This window comes from Nocardia arthritidis NBRC 100137 (assembly GCF_001612765.1).
Lineage (GTDB): Bacteria > Actinomycetota > Actinomycetes > Mycobacteriales > Mycobacteriaceae > Nocardia > Nocardia arthritidis.
In genome coordinates, this window is the sequence record NZ_BDBB01000044.1 from 1 (window position 1) to 18,766 (window position 18,766).

Annotated in this window: 24 protein-coding genes and 1 tRNA gene; 8 read left to right on the forward strand and 17 right to left on the reverse strand. The window is 67.5% G+C overall.

Annotated features, from left to right (window positions below; all coding sequences use genetic code 11):
- The 3 genes from NA8_RS26120 to NA8_RS26130 form a co-directional block, all read left to right on the forward strand.
- A partial coding sequence (locus NA8_RS26120; RefSeq protein ID WP_174550140.1) for a nitronate monooxygenase occupies nt 1–392 on the forward strand: 392 nt, incomplete at its 5' end.
- Between the two features lie 59 nt (nt 393–451).
- Entirely contained in the window at nt 452–844 is a 393-nt protein-coding gene (locus NA8_RS26125) for an SCO5389 family protein (RefSeq protein ID WP_040871825.1), read from the forward strand.
- A gap of 123 nt (nt 845–967) precedes the next feature.
- On the forward strand, nt 968–1,516 hold the full coding sequence (locus NA8_RS26130; RefSeq protein ID WP_063053010.1) for an HD domain-containing protein: 549 nt from the start codon (nt 968–970) through the stop codon (nt 1,514–1,516).
- Nucleotides 1,517–1,532: 16 nt separating this feature from the next.
- Here NA8_RS26130 and NA8_RS26135 read toward each other — a convergent pair whose 3' ends face one another.
- The 4 genes from NA8_RS26135 to NA8_RS34085 all read right to left on the reverse strand — a co-directional run bounded on the left by NA8_RS26135 (nt 1,533) and on the right by NA8_RS34085 (nt 5,676).
- A complete protein-coding gene (locus tag NA8_RS26135; RefSeq protein ID WP_063053011.1) occupies nt 1,533–3,170 on the reverse strand; it encodes a long-chain fatty acid--CoA ligase in 1,638 nt (545 codons plus the stop codon).
- Between the two features lie 796 nt (nt 3,171–3,966).
- Nucleotides 3,967–4,980 (reverse strand): cation diffusion facilitator family transporter, encoded by a 1,014-nt coding sequence (locus NA8_RS26145; RefSeq protein WP_063053013.1) that lies wholly within the window; start codon nt 4,978–4,980, stop codon nt 3,967–3,969.
- Nucleotides 4,977–5,372 carry an ArsR/SmtB family transcription factor gene (locus tag NA8_RS26150; RefSeq protein ID WP_063053014.1) on the reverse strand — a complete coding sequence of 132 codons (396 nt, stop codon included), beginning with the start codon at nt 5,370–5,372 and terminating at the stop codon, nt 4,977–4,979. Before NA8_RS26150 ends, NA8_RS26145 begins: the two co-directional genes overlap by 4 nt.
- Nucleotides 5,373–5,490: 118 nt before the next feature.
- The gene (locus NA8_RS34085) at nt 5,491–5,676 is read right to left on the reverse strand and encodes a hypothetical protein (protein ID WP_157106926.1); all 186 of its coding nucleotides are present in this window, start codon (nt 5,674–5,676) and stop codon (nt 5,491–5,493) included.
- Nucleotides 5,677–5,904: 228 nt separating this feature from the next.
- Between NA8_RS34085 and NA8_RS26155 the strand changes: the two genes are divergently transcribed.
- From NA8_RS26155 to NA8_RS26170, 4 genes are all read left to right on the forward strand, one after another.
- Nucleotides 5,905–7,047: an acyl-CoA dehydrogenase family protein gene (locus NA8_RS26155; RefSeq protein ID WP_063053015.1), complete on the forward strand. Its 1,143-nt coding sequence runs from the start codon at nt 5,905–5,907 to the stop codon at nt 7,045–7,047.
- A gap of 159 nt (nt 7,048–7,206) precedes the next feature.
- A complete protein-coding gene (locus tag NA8_RS26160; protein WP_063053016.1) occupies nt 7,207–8,679 on the forward strand; it encodes a flavin-containing monooxygenase in 1,473 nt (490 codons plus the stop codon).
- Nucleotides 8,680–8,753: 74 nt separating this feature from the next.
- The gene (locus tag NA8_RS26165; protein WP_063053017.1) at nt 8,754–9,572 is read left to right on the forward strand and encodes an adenine nucleotide alpha hydrolase family protein; all 819 of its coding nucleotides are present in this window, start codon (nt 8,754–8,756) and stop codon (nt 9,570–9,572) included.
- A gap of 90 nt (nt 9,573–9,662) precedes the next feature.
- Nucleotides 9,663–9,735: transfer RNA gene (locus NA8_RS26170), tRNA-Arg, on the forward strand.
- A gap of 15 nt (nt 9,736–9,750) precedes the next feature.
- Here the strand turns inward: NA8_RS26170 and NA8_RS26175 are convergent.
- The 13 genes from NA8_RS26175 to NA8_RS26230 are packed head-to-tail and all read right to left on the reverse strand — an operon-like array spanning nt 9,751 to nt 17,827.
- Nucleotides 9,751–10,965: a tyrosine-type recombinase/integrase gene (locus tag NA8_RS26175; RefSeq protein ID WP_084467091.1), complete on the reverse strand. Its 1,215-nt coding sequence runs from the start codon at nt 10,963–10,965 to the stop codon at nt 9,751–9,753.
- On the reverse strand, nt 10,962–11,165 hold the full coding sequence (locus NA8_RS33155; RefSeq protein ID WP_321212710.1) for a helix-turn-helix transcriptional regulator: 204 nt from the start codon (nt 11,163–11,165) through the stop codon (nt 10,962–10,964). Before NA8_RS33155 ends, NA8_RS26175 begins: the two co-directional genes overlap by 4 nt.
- A gap of 43 nt (nt 11,166–11,208) precedes the next feature.
- Entirely contained in the window at nt 11,209–12,885 is a 1,677-nt protein-coding gene (locus NA8_RS26180; protein ID WP_063053018.1) for a replication initiator, read from the reverse strand.
- The gene (locus tag NA8_RS26185; RefSeq protein ID WP_063053019.1) at nt 12,882–13,511 is read right to left on the reverse strand and encodes a hypothetical protein; all 630 of its coding nucleotides are present in this window, start codon (nt 13,509–13,511) and stop codon (nt 12,882–12,884) included. Before NA8_RS26185 ends, NA8_RS26180 begins: the two co-directional genes overlap by 4 nt.
- Complete coding sequence (locus NA8_RS26190; RefSeq protein ID WP_063053020.1) at nt 13,508–13,687, reverse strand: hypothetical protein; 180 nt, start codon at nt 13,685–13,687, stop codon at nt 13,508–13,510. Before NA8_RS26190 ends, NA8_RS26185 begins: the two co-directional genes overlap by 4 nt.
- Nucleotides 13,684–14,361, reverse strand: coding sequence for a DNA cytosine methyltransferase (locus NA8_RS26195; protein WP_063053021.1), 678 nt, complete (start codon nt 14,359–14,361; stop codon nt 13,684–13,686). Before NA8_RS26195 ends, NA8_RS26190 begins: the two co-directional genes overlap by 4 nt.
- Entirely contained in the window at nt 14,358–14,537 is a 180-nt protein-coding gene (locus NA8_RS26200) for a hypothetical protein (RefSeq protein ID WP_063053022.1), read from the reverse strand. Before NA8_RS26200 ends, NA8_RS26195 begins: the two co-directional genes overlap by 4 nt.
- A complete protein-coding gene (locus NA8_RS26205; protein ID WP_063053023.1) occupies nt 14,534–14,863 on the reverse strand; it encodes a hypothetical protein in 330 nt (109 codons plus the stop codon). The genes NA8_RS26200 and NA8_RS26205 overlap by 4 nt, the downstream gene beginning before the upstream one ends.
- Nucleotides 14,860–16,185, reverse strand: a complete 1,326-nt coding sequence (locus tag NA8_RS26210) for an FtsK/SpoIIIE domain-containing protein (RefSeq protein ID WP_063053024.1) — start codon at nt 16,183–16,185, stop codon at nt 14,860–14,862. Before NA8_RS26210 ends, NA8_RS26205 begins: the two co-directional genes overlap by 4 nt.
- Nucleotides 16,185–16,466, reverse strand: coding sequence for a hypothetical protein (locus NA8_RS26215; RefSeq protein WP_157106927.1), 282 nt, complete (start codon nt 16,464–16,466; stop codon nt 16,185–16,187). The genes NA8_RS26210 and NA8_RS26215 overlap by 1 nt, the downstream gene beginning before the upstream one ends.
- Nucleotides 16,467–16,488: 22 nt before the next feature.
- Nucleotides 16,489–17,148, reverse strand: a complete 660-nt coding sequence (locus NA8_RS26220; RefSeq protein WP_063053026.1) for a DUF2637 domain-containing protein — start codon at nt 17,146–17,148, stop codon at nt 16,489–16,491.
- A gap of 2 nt (nt 17,149–17,150) precedes the next feature.
- Nucleotides 17,151–17,396: a hypothetical protein gene (locus NA8_RS26225; RefSeq protein WP_063053027.1), complete on the reverse strand. Its 246-nt coding sequence runs from the start codon at nt 17,394–17,396 to the stop codon at nt 17,151–17,153.
- 2 nt (nt 17,397–17,398) lie between these two features.
- The gene (locus NA8_RS26230) at nt 17,399–17,827 is read right to left on the reverse strand and encodes a hypothetical protein (protein ID WP_063053028.1); all 429 of its coding nucleotides are present in this window, start codon (nt 17,825–17,827) and stop codon (nt 17,399–17,401) included.
- Between the two features lie 211 nt (nt 17,828–18,038).
- Here NA8_RS26230 and NA8_RS26235 point away from each other — a divergent pair, with 211 nt between their 5' ends.
- Nucleotides 18,039–18,719, forward strand: a complete 681-nt coding sequence (locus NA8_RS26235) for a GntR family transcriptional regulator (RefSeq protein WP_063053029.1) — start codon at nt 18,039–18,041, stop codon at nt 18,717–18,719.
- Nucleotides 18,720–18,766 lie beyond the last annotated feature (47 nt).

Sequence of the window (18,766 nt, forward strand, 5' to 3'; positions counted from 1 at the left end):
CGGCGGGCGCGATGGCCGCGCAACTGGGCACGGTGTTCCTGCGCTGCCCCGAAGCAGGCACCAACCAGGTGCACCGCACCGCGTTGGCCGCCGACACCCCGACGATGCTCACGCGGGCGTTCACCGGACGCAGGGCCCGCGGGTTGCGCAACCGATTCCTGCTGCGGCACACCGCAACCGCGCCGGTGGGATACCCGGAGATCCACTACGCCACCGCCCCGCTGCGGGCCGCCGCGCGCGCGGCGGGCAACCCGGACGAAGTCAATCTCTGGGCCGGTCAAACCCATACGCTGACCCCGGAGCTACCTGCGGGAGAATTGGTCGCCCAGCTGGCAGCCGACACGAAAGCCGCACTGGAAAAAGCCCTTTCACGCCGAATCCAGCATTATTGACAACGACTTTCGATTAGACTCGGGCATCGCATCGACGTCCAGCACTGGAGGAGAGCGCCATGTCCCTTGATGTCCCCACCGCAATACTGGAACGCGCCGAGCGCGGCGAGGTCGACGACGCCGACTTCGTCGAGGTCGTCCGCAACTCGCTGCCGTACGCCTGGGAAGTGGTCAGCCGTGTGGCCGCCGACCTGCGTTCCGGCACGGAGGAATACGCCGACAACACGATCGCGCCCCCCGACGACGTGGCACGCGGACAACTGCTGCGCGCCATGGCTTCCGACGCGATTCGCGGTGGACTGGAGCGGCACTTCGGCGTGAAGCTCGCCTTCCAGAACTGCCACCGGGTCGCCGCCTTCCCGCTGGCGGCGGTCGGCGGCGATACCTACAGCACGTTCATCAGCACCCGGGCCCAGTTGCTCAACCAGAGCCCGGAACTGCGCAACTGCTGATCACGAGCTGAACACCCGGCGCGGCAAACCGATTCGCCCGCGCCGGGTGTTCGCGTCTATCCGGCGGCGCGCCCGCGCGTCGCCGCCGCCGACGGCGGTCGGTTGCGCGTAGGGTCAACCGCCATGAGCAGCAACGATCTTCGTGACGAGGTCGAAGCCCGGCTCGCGCCGTGGCAGCAACAGCTCGGGTCGGACCGCGCCGCCTACACCAATCACGTGCTGCGCGTCCTGACGCTGTGCGACCTCTTGGCCGCCGACCAGCAACCTCGACCGAGCACGCGCGAGGAGTTCTTGACCGCGGCCGCCCTGCACGACATAGGCATCTGGTCGGCGGGCAGCTTCGACTACCTCGCCCCCTCGTGCGACCAGGCACGCGCGTGGCTGGCCAGCATCGACCGCGACGACTTGACCGGACTGGTGGTGTCGATGATCGATCAGCATCACAAGCTCCGCCCGGCGGGTCCGCCGCACGACCCGGTCGAGATCTTCCGGCGCGCCGATGCCATCGATGTCGAGCGGGGATTGCTCGGCCGATTCGGCATCTCCCGTGGAACCTACCGCGACCTGGCGAAGCGCTACCCGAACCACGGTTTCCACCGCAGGCTCGTATCGCTTGCCGCGCGGCGGCTGCGGACCCACCCCACGTCACCACTGCCGATGCTGAAGTGGTGACGCGGGGCGGCGCCGGTCAGCCGAGCGTGGTGACCTCCAGGTCGCCGTCGGCGTACTGGCTGCGCAGCCGCTTCTTGTCGAACTTGCCCACGCTGGTCTTGGGGACCTCGGCGATGAACGTCCACCGTTCCGGCAACTGCCACTTGGCGAACTTGTCGGCCAGGAAGTCGCGCAGGTCCTCAGGTTTCACCTCGGCGCCCTCGGCGAGCACGACCGCCACCAGCGGGCGCTCGTCCCACTTCTCGTCCGGCACGCCGATCACGGCGGCCTCGGCCACCGCGGGATGGCCGATCACGGCGTTCTCCAGATCCACCGACGAGATCCACTCGCCCCCGGACTTGATCACGTCCTTGGAGCGGTCCACCAGCGTGAGGTAGCCGTCGGGGCTGATCTTGCCGACATCGCCGGTGCGCAGCCAGCCCTCGTCGAACTTGTCCGGATCGACCACCGCGCCGTCCGGCGAATAGTACGAGCCGGTGATCCACGGCCCGCGCACTTCCAGCTCGCCCAGCGACACACCGTCGTTGGGCACCACGCCGTCGTCACCGACCAGACGCGCCCGCACACCGGCCGGGAAGCGGCCCTGGGTCACCCGGTAGGCCCACTTCTCCTCGTCGGTGACCGCGGTGGCGGGCGGATGCGCGACACTGCCCAGCGGTGAGGTCTCGGTCATGCCCCACGCGTGCAGCACCCGCACGCCGTGCTTGTCCTCGAAGGTGCGCATCATCGACGGCGGCACCGCCGAGCCGCCCACCACCACCGAGCGCAGGTGCGTGATGTCCTGCGGATTCGCCGCCAGCGCCGCCAGCACCCCGCCCCAGATCGTGGGCACCGCGGCGGCGAACGACGGTTTCTGCGCGGCCATCATCTCCAGCAACGGGCCCGGCTGCAGGAACCGGTCCGGCATCAACAGATTCGATCCCGACATCAGCGCCGCGTACGGCAGGCCCCAGGCGTTCGCGTGGAACAGCGGGACGATCGCCAGAATGGTGTCGGTTTCGAACAGGCCCATCCCGTTGTTCGCGCCGACCTGCATGGCGTGCAGCCAGTTCGAGCGGTGCGAGTACACCACGCCCTTCGGGTCGCCGGTGGTGCCGGAGGTGTAGCACATCGCCGCTGCGGAACGCTCGTCGATCACCGGGAAGTCGTAGGTGTCCGGCTGCGCGCCGAGCAACTCGGTGTAGGAGTGCACCTGCACGCCCTCGGGCGCGGTGAGCGTCGCCGCGTCACCGTTGACCACGATGACGTGGCGGACCGTCGTCAGGTGCGGCAGGATCTGGCTGAACAGCGGCACCAGCGTGCCATCCACCAGAACCACCTGGTCCTCGGCGTGATTGGCCACGTAGACGACCTGGTCGGGGAACAACCGGATGTTCAGCGCGTGCAGCACCGCGCCCATCGCGGGCACCGCGATGTAGGCGACCAGGTGCTCGTTGTTGTTCCACATGAACGTGCCGACCCGATCGCCGACCCCGATGCCCAACGAGCGCAGCGCGTTCGCCAACCGCCCCGATTCGGCGCCGACCTCACGGTAGGTCATGGTGCGCACGCCGGTACCGGTCCAGGTGGACACGGTGGAATCGCCGGCGAACGTCGATGCGTAGCGCAGCAACGTGGCCAGCGACAACGGCTCGTCCTGCATGGTGCTCAACATCGGAACTCCTTTTTTCTTCGGTGACTTCCCGTCAGAAAGCCAAGTCGATTTCGGCCACCTGCGACGCGCTCCGGTCGTGCACCCGAGACGGCGCCACATCGCCGGTGCGGCCGAGGCGACCGAAGACGCGGGCGGACATCGGGGCGGAACAGCTGAACGCCCGGCCGACGAGCATCGGCCGCGGCCGAAGACACGGTTCACCAGCGACGTCTGGTCCGGTTCGATCCGGGATCGCGGAGCCGGCGTTGTCCTGAGGATTTCCGGCCGCGTCACCACGCCGGACCGACGCGCGAGCACCTGGCCGCTCATGCTGATTCCCGCTTCGTAACAAACGGAATCGGGAAAGTAGGGGCCGATCGCCACGTGCGGGTTCCAGCCGTTCGCGTTCGATGAGCAGGGGCACGGCGAACACCGTGACGCCGTCGGACTCGGAGTCGATACCGAACGGAGTGGTGCGCCGACCGGACCATCGGAGCCGCTGCCGCGCGCTCGACCCAGCGCCCGTTCCGGAACGAGGCCGGCGAAACGCCCTGCCACGCCGATCACGGCGGCGTCGGGATCTTCCGGGGTGCGGCGGCGTAAGACCAGGTCGGGAAGCTCAGCAGAAGTCGGTATACGCGGCGGCATGGTTCAGCACGCACCGACCATGAGCCACATCACACCGGCGATGCTACCCAACGGTAGGCGGCCTCGGGCAAGGCCGACGGGCATTCCCACGGGCCCCCATCCGATGGCGCACGCCCTCAGTTTCCGCTGGTCAGATCAGCGCTTCGACCCCGATAGCAACTGTCCGGCTTCACGCTGTGCCCGGCAGCGCGACCTCGGCATGCGCCGGATAGGCGTGCACGACAGCCGTGTCCAGCTTGGGCACCACGTGGGTGAGGGTGTGCTGGGCCTCGTGCGCGAGGTGATGGGCGTCCGCGAGCGTGATCGTCGGGGCGACGTCCAGTTCGACGTCGGCATGCAGCCGGTGGCCGATCCATCGCATCCGCAGGCTGCGCACACCCTGCACGCCCGGTTCCGCGGACAACGCCCGCTCCGCCGCGGTGACCAACTCGGGCTCCACGGCGTCCATCAACCGGCGCAGGACGTCGCGCGCCGCCGTCCGCAGCACCGCGAGAATCGCGACGGTGATGAGCAGTCCGACGATCGGGTCGGCGAGCGGAAAGCCCAGCGCCACTCCCCCCGCCCCGAGCAGGACCGCCAGCGAGGTGAACCCGTCGGTGCGCGCGTGCAGACCGTCGGCGACCAGTGCCGCCGAGCCGATTCGCCGCCCCACCCGGATCCGGTACAGCGCCACTGTCTCGTTGCCGAGGAATCCGATCAACCCGGCTGCGGCGACCCAGCCCAAGTGGTCGAGCGGTACCGGATCGAGCAGCCTGCGCACCGCCTCGTATCCGGCGATCAGCGCGGACAGGGCGATCATCGCGACGACGAAGAGCCCGGCCAGGTCCTCGGCCCGGCCGAAGCCGTAGGTGTAGCGCCTGGTCGCCGCCTTGCGGCCGAGGGCGAACGCGATCCACAGGGGAACCGCGGTCAGCGCGTCGGAGAAGTTGTGCACGGTGTCCGCGGCCAGCGCCACCGAGCCGGACGCGACGACGATCACCAGTTGCAGCACCGCCGTGCACCCGAGCACGACCAGGCTGATCTTGACCGCCCGGATACCGACCGCGCTCGCCACCAGCGCGTCATCGATGCTGTCGGCCGCGTCGTGGCTGTGCGGGACGAAGATCTCCCGCAACGCGCCGATCGCGCTCGACCGATGGCGGTGCTGATACCCGGCATGGTGGTGATGATGCTGATGGGTCATGACGCACTCGGCTCGTCCCGGCCGGGGAGGTCGCGCACCGCGCCCACGCCGCGATGGTGCGCGGGGACACCGGGCCCCGCGTGCTCGGCGTTGTGCACCGCGTCCACCACCAACTGCCGGACGTGCTCGTTCTCCAACCGGTAGAAGATCGTCGTCCCCGATCGGCGGGTGCTCACCAACCGCGCCATCCGCAGCTTGGCCAGATGCTGCGACACCGAAGGCGCCGGCTTGCCGACTCGCGCGGCCAGATCGTTCACCGACAGTTCACGGTCCACCAGTGCCCAGAGCACCTGCACACGCGTCGGATCGGCGAGCATGCGGAACACCTCGACAACCAGTCCGACCTGATCCTCGGCGAGACGCGGCCGCCATTCCTGGCTATCTGCATTCATACGTAGATACTAGAACGGATTGCGGCGCGGAACCAGGTCTCCGGGCCGATGTGGCGGCGGCACCCCCTGCGTTGCCGCCGACACACCGGTCGACCCCGAATCCCAACAGCTTTCTGTCTTAGTCGAGTGTGGCGTCACTGCGCCAGACGATCAGCGGGATATCACCCGAATGAGACGAACCAATCGCGCAGGTGCTCACACCATTTCGGGTTACACCCGATGAAACGGCTATGACCAGCGCGAATGATTCGGCGGGTGCTGAAAAGTTCACGCGCACCTGCGCGCACAGCTGCACGTGCAGCACGGCCGGTTGAGCCTCCTGGCACCTCGGGCGCACCGGCGATCCGGACATTCTGCACCGAACCGGTCGCATCCGCGGGAATCCTGTCCGTACCGTGATCTCCGGTCGTGCCACCGTTCATCCACCCGCGACGACGGTTCGCCGATCACCGCCCCCGGACGAGCGGATCGATCTCCGCCGCCGCCCGGTTACTGTGAATCACGAGAATCGAGCGACCGTGGAGTAGACGACATGCCAGTGGACCGAATGCTGCCCACCCCCGAAGCCAGGGACCTGCTGGAGCTGACCCGCGACATCGCCGACAAGGTGCTCGAGCCGCGCGTGGCCGAGTGCGAGAAGGCCGGGATCTTCCCCGATGGCGTCTTTCCCGCGCTGGGCGCCGCCGGACTGCTCAGCCTGCCGTATCCGGAGGAATACGGCGGCGGCGCGCAGCCTTACGAGGTTTACCTCCAGGTGCTCGAGGAACTCGCCGCCCGCTGGGCAGCGGTCGCCGTCGCGGTCAGCGTGCACAGCCTGAGCTGCCATCCGCTGTTCGCCTTCGGCACCGAGGAGCAGAAGAAGCGCTGGCTTGCCGGCATGCTTTCCGGCGAGACCATCGGCGCCTACAGCCTGTCCGAGCCGCACGCCGGTTCCGACGCGGCCGCGCTGCGCTGCCGCGCCACCCCCGTCGAGGGCGGCTACCGGATCACCGGCGCCAAAGCCTGGATCACCAACGGTGGCCGCGCCGACTTCTACACCCTGTTCGCCCGCACCGGGGAAGGCTCCCGCGGCATCTCCTGCTTCCTGGTCCCCGGTGACACCGAGGGACTGAGCTTCGGCAAACCCGAGGAGAAGATGGGCTTGCGCGCCGTGCCCACCACCACCGCCGCCTACGACGACGCCTTCCTGCCCGCCGAACGTCGCGTCGGCGCGGAGGGCCAGGGCCTCTCGATCGCCTTCAGCGCCTTGGACTCCGGCCGCCTCGGCATCGCCGCCGTCGCCACCGGCCTGGCGCAGCGCGCCCTCGACGAGGCCGTCGCGTACGCCAAGGAGCGCGAGGCGTTCGGCCGTCACATCATCGACCACCAGGGGCTCGGCTTCGTGCTCGCCGACATGGCCGCCGCGGTCGACTCCGCACGCGCCACCTACCTCGACGCCGCCCGCCGCCGGGACGCGGGGCTGCCGTACTCGCGCCAGGCCAGCGTGGCCAAACTCGTCGCCACCGACGCCGCCATGAAGGTCACCACCGACGCGGTCCAAGTCTTCGGCGGTTATGGCTACACCCAGGATTTCCCCGTCGAGCGCTACATGCGCGAGGCCAAGGTGATGCAGATCTTCGAAGGCACCAACCAGATTCAGCGTTTGGTCATCGCACGCCAGCTCGCGGGCAACTGATGCCGGGGCGCCTGCGCGAATAAATCGGGCACGATCGAGCGGTCCACGTTCTGCGCGGGGCCGGGCGTGGCCGCACCGCGACCACGCGTGGCCGAAAGTACCGATTGATTGACCGCGGATGTCTTCGGACCTGCGAATACTGTTTCGTACCCTCGAAACATGACGACGCCGTCCATCATCATCATCGGAGCCGGATTCGGCGGGCTCGGCATGGCACTGGAGCTGCGGCGGGCCGGGGTGGACACCTTCACCATCCTGGAGCGCGCCACCGACCTCGGCGGCGTCTGGCGGGAGAACACCTACCCCGGCGCCGCCTGCGACGTGCCTTCCCCGCTGTACTCCTGGTCCTACGAACCGAAATCCGATTGGCCACGGCGTTTCTCCGAGCAGCGCGACATCCACGCGTACATGCGGGGCGTCGCCGACAAGCACGGCTTGCGGAGCTTCATCCGCTTCGGCACCGAGGTGACCGACGCGGAGTTCGACGAGCGCACCGGCCGGTGGACGGTCCGCACGGCCGACGGAGCGCAACTGACCGCCGACATCCTCATCCCTGCGGTCGGCCAGCTCTCGCGTCCCGCCCTGCCGAACATTCCCGGCATCGACACCTTCACCGGCGCCGCCTTCCACTCCGCCGAATGGGACCACGACGTCGACCTGACCGGTAAGCGCATCGCCTGCATCGGCACCGGAGCCAGCGCGATCCAGTACATCCCGCGAATCCAGCCGGACGCCGCCCACCTCACGCTGTTCCAACGCTCGGCGGCCTGGGTGCTGCCGAAAGCCGACGTCGAGTACAGCGCCCTGCACCACGCGCTGTTCAAGTACTTCCCACCCAGCCGTCTCGCCGAGCGCTTCGCCATCTGGTCCGTCTTCGAGCTGCTCGCCCTCGGACTCACCGACATCCCGGCGATCAAGACCCCCGTGATCGCCCTGGCCGACCGCCACCGCGAAAAGCAGGTTCCCGACGCCGAACTGCGCGCGAAACTGACGCCCGACTACGCGGCGGGATGCAAGCGCGGACTGTTCTCCAACGAGTACTTCCCGGCGCTCGCGCAGCCGAACGTCACCGTCGAGACCGCCGCCATCGAGTCGATCACGCCGACCGGAGTCCGCACCGCCGACGGCGTCGAGCACGAAGTGGACGTCATCGTCTTCGGCACCGGCTTCAAGGGCACCGAGTTCCTGGCGCCGATGAACATCTACGGCCTCGGCGGCCGCAAGCTGGCCGACGTCTGGGGTGACGAAGGCGCCCGCGCCTACCTCGGCCTGTCCGTGCCGCAGTTCCCGAACCTGTTCCTGATGTACGGCCCGAACACCAACGTCGGCGCGGGCTCCATCATCTACATGCTCGAATCCCAGGCCCGCTACATCCGCCAGGTCGTGCGCTACCTCACCGACCGCCCCGGCCGCTACCTCGCCGCCCGCCCCACCGCCGAGCAACACTGGGACGACTGGCTACAGCGCCGCCTGAAGGACACCCCCTGGAACTTCTGCTCCAGCTGGTACCGCAACGCCTCCGGCCGGATCACCAACAACTGGCCCGGCGCCACCGTCCTCTACCGCTGGAAGACCCGCAACTTCGACCCCGCCGACTACGACGAGGCGCAAGCGGCCGCGACAACGCGCTGACCCGGCACACCGAGCCCGACCTCAGCTATTGGTCAGTAAACTGAACTGGTCCGAGGTCCAGCGGAAGAGGTGCCATGGGGTGGCTACTGATCGTTCTAGTGCTGATAGCGCTGATCGCCTTACTGGCATGGCAGACACAGCGGCGCAAACAGCGCGAAGCCACTGAACTCGCCGACGCTCTCGCCGACGCCCGGCAAGTGAACGAACGTCTGGGGGGCCAGGTCTACAGCCTGTCGGGCGGCAACGACGCCGCCGTTCAGGCACTCGCCGACGCCTCCGAACGGCACCTCGCGGCCGGCGCACAACTCGACCAGGCCCGCACGCCGACGCAGGCACGACTGGCGAAGCAGACCGCCCTGGAAGGGCTCTACTACATCAAGGCCGCGCGGACCGCGATGAACATGGACCCAGGCCCCCGGATCGCCGCCCTCGACGGCCAGGACACCGCCGGACAGGTCACGGAGAAGCGAGTTGTCGAGTACGAGGGCAGGCGAATCGCGGCCGCACCCACTCCCTCGGCATCGACGCCGAACTACTACCCCGGTGGCCGAGTGGCCGGGCGGCCGATACCCGCGGGGTGGTACTCCGAGCCCTGGTGGAAACCCGCGTTGATCGCCGGCGCGTGGGGCCTCGGCTCGACCTTGCTGTTCACATCCCTGTTCGCCGGGATGTCCGGAGTGGGCTACGGCGGAGACGGCTTCGAAAGCGGTTACGGCGAGGGTTTCCAAGACGGAATGGCCGCTGATGGGGGCCATGACGCGGGTGGCGACTACAACGGGGGGTACGACTCGGGCGGTGGCTACGACGGCGGCCGCGGCTACGACGGCGGCGGCGGCTACGACGGCGGCAGCGGCTACGACGGCGGCAGCGGCTACGACGGCGGCGGCTTCTGATCGCTCGCGGTATCCCCACGACAGCGATGCGGCTTCCGAGCCTCCCACCCGGTAGACTGCGAACGTCCCGGGCGGGCCGAGCCCACCCACGCCTTCGTAGCTCAGGGGATAGAGCACCGCTCTCCTAAAGCGGGTGTCGCAGGTTCGAATCCTGCCGAGGGCACAACATCGACGCAGGTCAAGCCGTATCCCTGTCCTCGTCGCTGACCGAGTAACCCGGTCGGGTACGCAGTGAGTACGCAGTGGCGAAATCAGTACGCGCGGCATCGAGCCGGGCAGCTACGTCGTCCAGATCGTCATCGAACAAGTCGGCGTAGTAGTCCAGCGTGGTACTCGGCTTGTCGTGACCCAGCATCCTTTGCAGCGCGAGCACCGACGCACCCTGTGATACCGCGAGCGAAGCCGCTGTGTGCCGCAACTCGTGAGGGGTCAGCCCATCCAACCCAGCCGCCTTCGCTGCCCTGTCCCACCAGGAGCGCCGCATATTGCGTACACGAAGCACGGCACCCCGCCGAGATGTGAAGACCTCGGCGTCAGGGCGACGACCAGCCAGATGCTGTTTCAGCGGTTCAGCCAGGAATGCCGGGAACGGCACGCTCCGCCGCTGATGGTCCTTTGGTGCCTTCGTCACCAGCACCCCGTCGACCTCGGTGATGGTGCGCTCAATCTGCAAGCGGCGACGTCGCAACGACACTGCCGACACCTGTAAGCCTGCCAGTTCAGCGAATCGCAGGCCGCAGTAGGCAAGCACCATCACCGTCAGCCAGTCACCGCCAGCGTTTTCGGCCAACCGTTCGACCTCCACGCCCGACAAGTACCGGCGCTTGGCAAGTCGCTGCTTGGGCCGATCCACAGTGCCGCAGGGATTCACAGCGATCCGGCGCGTGATCACCGCGTGGTCACATATCTGCGAGAACACGCCGAGATTCTTCCGAACGGTGCCACCGGCAGCTCCATTGTTCACCTGCTCAGTGACCCATTCTTGGATGTCGTCGTGCGCCAGATCAGCGAGCCGTACATTCCCCCAGCGAGGCAGAATGTGCCGCTCCACCACGGACTTGTACCGCGAAAGCGTCGACTTCTCCCATGACGGATGGCTCGCCAGCCACGCTCGAGCCACAACATCGACGGTCACCCGACCCGCCGAAGGTGGCGCATGAACACCGGAAACTACCGCCGCGGTCTGTCCATCCAACCACGCCTGGGCATCAGTCTTACGAGCAAATCGCTTGGTGTGCTCTTCGCCCCTGCCGTCGACATACCTTGCACGCCAACGCTTTCCCTTTCCATTCAGCTTGGAAGGAATACGCAGAACTGTACCGTCCGGCTGCCGTTCATCCTTAGTCCACAAGTCTTCTACGCCCGCACGGCGATTCCGACGAACCTTACTCATGCTGCATCACGCAATGTCGCCGCTTCCTGCTCTTCGATCCAAGCCAGGACGACCGACTTGCGCCAGACACGGCGACGTGCGCCGAGCTTGAAACTGGCAGGACCGCGGCCAACATGCGCCCACCAACGCCACGTGGCCGCCGGGATACCAGTCAGGACCTCGCAGTCCTTGGCCCGCAGATACTCTTCGTTCTCCACCACGGCTCCCCTCCTCTGCTGCATGCTAAATTGCCGAATGTTCCTGCTATGCCGCTGTTCCTGCGGCGAGTAGGGCGGTGGTGTACTCCGCGCGCCATTTCGTGCGCTGGGCGATCGCGGCCAGGATCAAGTGATCCCGAGGCGGGGCGGACTGGTCACCGGGCTCGACCGGCCGGATGATCAGATGCGAGGTATCCGGCTTGTGGATGCCGACCGAGGCCAGCAGTTGCCGAACGAATTCCGCCCGATCCGCCTTGTGATCCGGCAGCGTCTTCCCGGACCAGCGCCGGGACACCAGGACGCGACGTCCGGGCAGGCCGAGGGTGTCGCGGCGGTGTGCCTTGCCCTTGCAGCGGCCGGGAATGGTCTTGTCGCTGGCACCCTGCGGGACGATGCCGTAGCGCAGCCACACCGCGCACCGAGGCGAGCACGGCGTGTGCTGCAACTCCGCGTGCAACCGGTCGTAGTGGATCGCCGTCCGCGTCGACTCGGTCTCCAGCACTTCGCTGATCGACTTCGTCAGGTACTTCGTCACGTACCCGATCGCCCGGTCGGCCTTCTGGCCGGGGATGTAGCCTTTCATGTGGCCGGGGTCCATGCGTTCGCCGAACCGCACCGTGTACGCCGGTTCCAGATCATCCACCTCATCCAGCACGTCCAGGGCGTCGTCCCAGCCGGTCAACGCCTGCCCGGTGTCGGGGTCCACGAACGTCATGGCCCGGTAGTCCCACACCGGCATCCGGTCACCCGAGTACACCTCGTTCTCCGGGTCGAAGTGCGGCCACCACACCTGGTGGTAGGTCGCCGCGGTGACCATCCGCAGAATTTCCCGGGAGATCACACCCCGCAGCAGCAGGTGCAGGTGCGGCGCCCCGCGCTTCTGCGGTTCGACGGTGGCGAAGTACTGCACGTCGTATCCGACGCAGCGACGCAAGTTCTGAATCCAGCGGTCGACCAGCTTGGAGAAGAACACGATATCCCGCGCCGCCCGCGCGTAGTTGTACTCGTCGGGCCGACGCGGTGAACCGTCCGAGCACGGCTTACCCTCGGAATCCACCGCCCCGTCCTGGTTGATCGCACCGTAGGACGGCATGGTCAGCGTCACCATCATCGAGGACCGGTACCCGCCGATCACACGCCCGACCGTCGTGCGCTCCACCTTCTTACGCGGCAGGTTCGGCACGTCCTGCCGCCGCTTCGTCGAGCGTGAACGCCGCTTACGGTCGTTGGGCTCCAGTGGCGGGATGGGGCCACGGAACCCGGAGTCGCGGAGGTCGCGGTCGAGGCTGCCGACCAGCTCACCGATGGCATCAGCCATCTCGTCATCCCCGTCGTCGCGGGCTTGGCGGTACTGCTGGGCCAGGTCGGCGCGGGCGGTGAGCAACTCGGTTTGGGTGTCGGAGGGGTCGCGGGTTTCCTCGACCGGTTCGACTTCGGCGTGCCAGCCCTCCCGGCATTGAGTCATCCGCAGCCAGCGGGCCTTGTCCGCACACGGCTTGCACACCGAGGCGACGGTCGACTTGCACGGGGAGGCGACGTATTCGACCTTCCCGGTTCGCGGGTCGAACGAGCGCATCGTCACCGGCCGGGTGCAGACCCCGAACTTCTCGGCCGCGGCGTGGGCGACGTCGGTGAAGTTGGGGAGCGCACGCCGCTCAGCCGCCGTCTGGCGAACCGGAGCAGCCTCATTGTTTTCGTTGTCCAGGTCGATGGGCGTGGTCATGCCGCCTGCCCTCCTTTGGTCCAGTGGTCCACCCGCGGCAGGATGACGGTCTCGGCGAGCGAGTCCGAGCGGCGGAACGCCAACTCGACGGTGCCGGGGCCGGTGATGGTGGCGCGGCAGTCCAGGGCGCCGAAGGCGTGCGCCAGATGCGAGACCCGGTTTTCGAAGTCGGCCGGGCAGTGCCCGTCGAGCATCCGCACCCGAACCCGATCCGTGGTCGGGCCGATCTGGACCTCGAGCAGGCGGGGGATGAACGTGCGGTCACCGCGGTCGATGCTCAAGTGGCAGGCCCGCATCAGCTTGGCCCAGCGGCGCCGGTAGCGGAACCAGGTCAGGAACCGGGCACGTGCCCGGCGGGTAACCCATCGCTCGAACATCTCCGGACGCTGGATGCGCCAGGCGATGATCCCCGCGGCGGACAGCCCGGTCACCACGAGTGCCGCGATCGGTCCGTAGAAAGCGCCGGCCACGCAGGTGAGGACGATCGGAACGGAGACCACGGGCAACAGCAGTAGCCACCACAGGCCGAGCAGCGTTCCCCACAGCAGGTTGAGCAGGCCGAGCGCGAACAGGTCGAAGGCGTCCAAGCGCGTGGTTTTGCGGATGGAGACAGTCTTGGTGGTCATCGGTCGGACTCCGAGGTAGAGGGATCGAAGAGGGTCAGTTGGTCGCGGCACTCCCAGCGCGGCAGGTCCCGGGCCTTGCCGGTGCGACGCCGCTTGGACTTGGCGACCTGCTCGGCCGCCGCCGTGACGATCGGATTCGGTCGCCGCGCGGAGCCGCTGGCTGTGTCGCCGCTCATGCCACACCCACTTCCGGCGTGCCGGTGAGGGCGGTGAGCATGTGTCGGCCGAGGTGTTCGGTGTAGGCGGGTGGGATCGCCAGCGACAGTTCCTGGCCGGTCATCCAGTCGATGCCCATGCACGCCGGACCCGCCCACGAACCGACATCACCAGTGATCGAGACGTGGTTTCCGGCGTCGAAAGCGTGGCGCCGCCGCTTGGTGCTGGTGCGCGCGGTGTGGGCGGGATGCCACGGCACCGGCGGCAGCAACGGCACACGCGGGTCGATGGCGAACTTACGATGCCGGTAGGTCCGAAGCCCGAACATGCTGCCGCACAACACGACATCCGCGCGCATGCTCGCGCCCATGACGTTCTCCACCACCCACGCCACCGGCCCCGCGGCCAGCCGTTCGAGTGTCGCCTCCAGCAGCCACCCCGAACCGTCGACACCCGCGCGGGCCGCCAGCGGGGTGTGGTCGTGGCACGGTGGCGAGGCGGCGACCACGTCGAACTCGTGGCCGTGCGCGTCCAGGAACTCCAACGCGTCGGACTGGTGGAACTCGAACGGGTAACGCGGTTGCGGGCGGATGTCCACGCCCACGACCTCGAAGCCCGCCCGGTGATAGCCCATGCTCGCCCCACCGGCACCGCAGTACAGGTCCAGCAGCCGAGGACGCCGTGTCGTGTTCATGCCGCCCAATCCCCGCCGTCGAAGTCGTCGTCGCTGTTGTCCCACAGCGGGACAACCCCGGTCTCCACCAGCAGATGCGCGGCGATCGCAGCCGAGCCCAACCCGGAACGCTCCAAGCGGCAGCGGCGCCGGGCCGCCAGGTCGATGACGTTGTCGTCGTAGTGGTGGTCGCTCATGGCTGGGCCTCGATCTCGGGGACGCCGCACACCTCGCAGGTGCGGGAACGGGTGGAAGTGCCCAGCGCCCACACCGTGGTGCGCCAGGACTCAGGAAAGGAATGACCGTGCTCGACGCACCGGTTGGTGGCCTGGCAGCCGTCGCAGACGACGCGGTCGCCGTCGTAGACCCAGCCGACACCGCCCGCGGAATGGACGGTCAGATACGCGATGGCCTGGGTGATGGAGTCGAAGCAGACCGCTTCGTTCTCGCCCTCGGTGTAGTGGTCGCCGCAGGTATCGCAGTAGACGACCACGTGCTGTTCGATGACCAGCCCGCGTTTCACGCCGCCACCGGCCCGTCTTCAGGCTCATCACCCAGGTCGTCGGGGTCGAAGCCGCTGTAATCCTCAGCAGGCCCAGCGATTTCCGGAGCGGGCGAGTAGGCGTCCACGATGGCGTCGATGTCGTCGTCGGAGACGAAGAACGCCCGCACCCGCACGAACTCGCTTGTGCCGTCCTCACCGACGTAGCCGACACCCGGCGTCAGGTCGGAGATCTCGTCACAGCGTGCACCACGGTCGCGGGCGCCTTGCCCGTGGACCATCGCGCTCTGGGTGGGTTCGTCCAGCCGGAGGCCGATGCGGACGGGGAACAGTTGCCGGTTGGGCATCGTCTCCTTCGACGGGTCCTGCAACGCCGCGACCACGCTCACCGCCGCCGCCCGACCCTGCGACAACAACAGCCCCGTCAGGCGCCGGAACTCTTGCTGCTCCTCCCGGGTGGCGTACGACGACAGGGAGGCGGCTTCGTCGATGATGATCAGGATCAGCGGCTCATCCGTGGAGGGGACGATCTTGCGCAGACCCGCCGCGCGCATCCTGGCGAGGCGTTCGCGCATCAGCTCGACGGCTTCGTTGAGCATGGCGAGGATGGTGGTGTTGTCGGTGGCGAAGCGGACGAACAACCGGTTTTCGCCCTTGCCGAACTCCGCGCCGCCCTTCGGATCGGCCAGATACAGGTCCACCAATCCGGCACGGATCGCGGGACCGAGTGCGGCGATGATCGACCACAGCACCGAGCCCTTCCCCGAACCGGTGGCACCGGCCAGCAGGATGTGTCCGTAGAGCACCCGCACCCGCCAGGTGTCGAAGTCTTCGGTCACGCCGACCGGAACCGCTTCCAGGTCCACACCCGCCGCGGAGACCGAGCCCGGCAGGACGGCGGTGTCGGCGAGGGTGTCGAACACCCGCAGTTCGAGACGGACCACCCCCGGGTGCGGGAACACCACCCGCACCTCCGGCACACCCAGGACCTGGCACAGGGCGTCGCGGGTTTCGTCCTTGCACCAGTCATTGCGAGTCTGACCCGACAGCATCAACAGATCCACCTGAAGGCCGTAGTCGGTGTACACCCAGTCCTCCAGCACCGGGAAACCGGTCTCGACCGACCCGAGCTTCAGCGCCAAGAACATCCGCGGACGCTGCTCGGGATCAGCGATCACCAACACCGCCGTCCGCAGCTCCACCGGAGCAGCCGCAACGACCTCACCGACAGCACCAGCCGGTCGGATATCCGAGCCACGTGCGGCGATCGAGCGCAGCCACCACCACGCCGACGCGCCCGTGCACATCCCACCGGCGAGCATCACCGTTCCCGCGACACTCATCAGAACCCCCCACCTTCCCGGCCACGCTCCAACTCGCAGAACAATCGGCACCCCTCCGGCGCCGGAGATGCCGGGGCCATCTCGACCTCCGACCGGCCCGGCCCGGAGTCCTCGCAGAACATCACGCACCCACGCGAGGCCGGAGCCGGACTCGTCGGGGTGGCCGCCACCGCGGAGGACGCAGCGGCCGGGACAACCGGAGCCGGAGTATCCGAAGGCCGGTCCACCAGCACCCCGACCCCGGCCAGCACGGTCACCAGCGCGGAAACACCCGTCGCCACAGCAGGAACAAAAGCAGTCATCTCAACCCCCAACAGGAACAGCGATCGGCAGCATCGTTTGCTGCGGTCGCGAAGAACGAACAGGAATGTCGACCGGCGCATCAGGCACCGGGCGAAGGTCAGCCACCCGCACCGGCTCAGGCACCGGCAACGGGTCAGGCTCGGGCTCGGGGAAAGGCACCGGTTCCGGCTCAGGCTCGGGTTCGGCCGGGGCCTGCTCTGGGGCAGGCTCGACCACCAGAACACGAGCCGGTTCGGGTGCCGAATCTCGTTGTGCCGCACGGATCAACAGCGCCAACCCGTGCGTGTCGGCCAGCAGGGAAATCGGGGCGATCGCAGCCACCAGCGCCGAGGCCCACCACGGCAGTTCCCGCCCGGCCGCGACCGCGTGTAGCGAGTTGCCCGCCACCGAGACGACCGAGCCGATAACAAGGACCGTGACGAAGAACCGGCGTTCTGGAGCGTGCGCGAGCACCAGCACTCCGAAGGTGGCGAGAAGGATCGTGCCGTCCACGATCAGCGGGAACAGCCACGCATCCGACGCCGGGATGTGCGCCAGGACCGCGAGGTCCTTCAGCGTGGCGAAGCTGAGCCGGAACGCCGCCGCGCCGACCGCAATGATGATGACCACGGCGGACCAGCGCGCAAGACGCATCCCCGCCGACCGATCCGCCGCACCCATCGTCAGGCCGCCTTGTCCGACGACACCGCCGCAGCCTCGACCGCATCGTGCTCGGCCAACACCACGGGCAACTGAGCCAGCAGCGACCGGGCATCCTCGATGCTCAGGCTCAAATACGCATGCGCGTCGACCAATTCGATGAACACCGTCGCCCGGATGACACCGCCGTCGTAGGTCGATTCGCGCTCGGGGTGATACTCGGCGGTGATCCCGTCATAGCCGGAAACGGTGGTGTGGAAGAACGACATGATTACGCCGCCTTCGCAGCCGACTTGGCGCCGGAGTTGTCGCCCTTGATCCCGGTCGCGCGGATCGTCCAGCCGATCGACTTGAACTCACCCTGACCGGCGATCTTCGGCTTGACCTGCAACCCCTCCAGCTCGACCGGCCGCATACCCCGCGCGATCTCCGGAGCCGCCGGAACCGGCTGCACATCCGCGACGAACACCACGTCGAAACTCGCCTGCTTCGCGTTCGCCGCCGCCGGATCGGTGACCGTGCCCTTCCACAGCCGCTTACCGGTGCCGTTGCCCTCCGCGTCCAGATCCAGCCGCTGACGCTTCGGCGCGTTGCGATCGGAGCTGAACTCCGTCACCGGCGCGATCTCCCCCAGCAGGAACAGACCCATCGGAAAGGCGTCCTCGAACGCCGGGGTAAACCACACATCCTTCAAAGCCATCTCGAAACTCCTTGCTCATACGCTCTCTGAACTGCGCCGATTCTGCGCATACACAACAGCGTATACGCAACTGCGTATACCCACAAGAGGTTTGCGTATACGCAGACGCAAGGGGGCTTGATGCACGAGATCCCGGAGCCGCGTAGCCTGTCTATTGTGTATACGCAGTTGCGTATGGACAGAACCGCTGATGCGAGCGAAGGGGTAATCCATGACTGAGCCTGCGTACGTCCGGATCGCAGGAGAGATCGCGCGCGATATCCGCAGCGGCGCTCTACCGGCCCGGACGCAGCTACCGAGCTACGCGGAGCTGGCGAAACAGCACAACGTATCGGAGATCGTTATCCGCAGGGTCCGGGACCTATTGCTGAGCCAGGGTCTGGTCTATGCGATCGAACGCCGGGGGTTGTTCGTCGCTGCCCGGCCGACGCTGGTTCGGATCTCACCCGAACGACAAATGGAGGATCCCGAAGTGACCTTCGGGAACGAAGCGGCCAGCGGAGACGACGAAGTCCGCATCGAACGGGAGTCCACTATCGTGCAGGCTGACGCCGAACTGGCGGATATCTTCGGCATCAGCCCCGGTGACGACGTCGAGCACATCACCGTGGCCGCCTCCGAGTACGGGAAACCCATCTCGATCTCCGACAGCTACCAACTTCCCGGCACGGATGTTGCCGAAGCGGAGCAGCTGGAAGAGACATTGGCGGATCGACCGCCGTCGCCAGCCCATGCCGTCTGGCTCGAAATCCCATCCGGCGAGTTGGTGAAAACCGTACGTCAGCGGTTCCTCAAGAACGATGGACGAGTACTGATGGTCTCCGAAGTGTCCTACCCGAAGGACCGCTACGACTCGTTCGTGTTCCGCATGAACCTTGAGCCACAACCCTGACCCATCGCCAACAGGACATGGCCCGATCCCACTGTGGACCGGGCCAT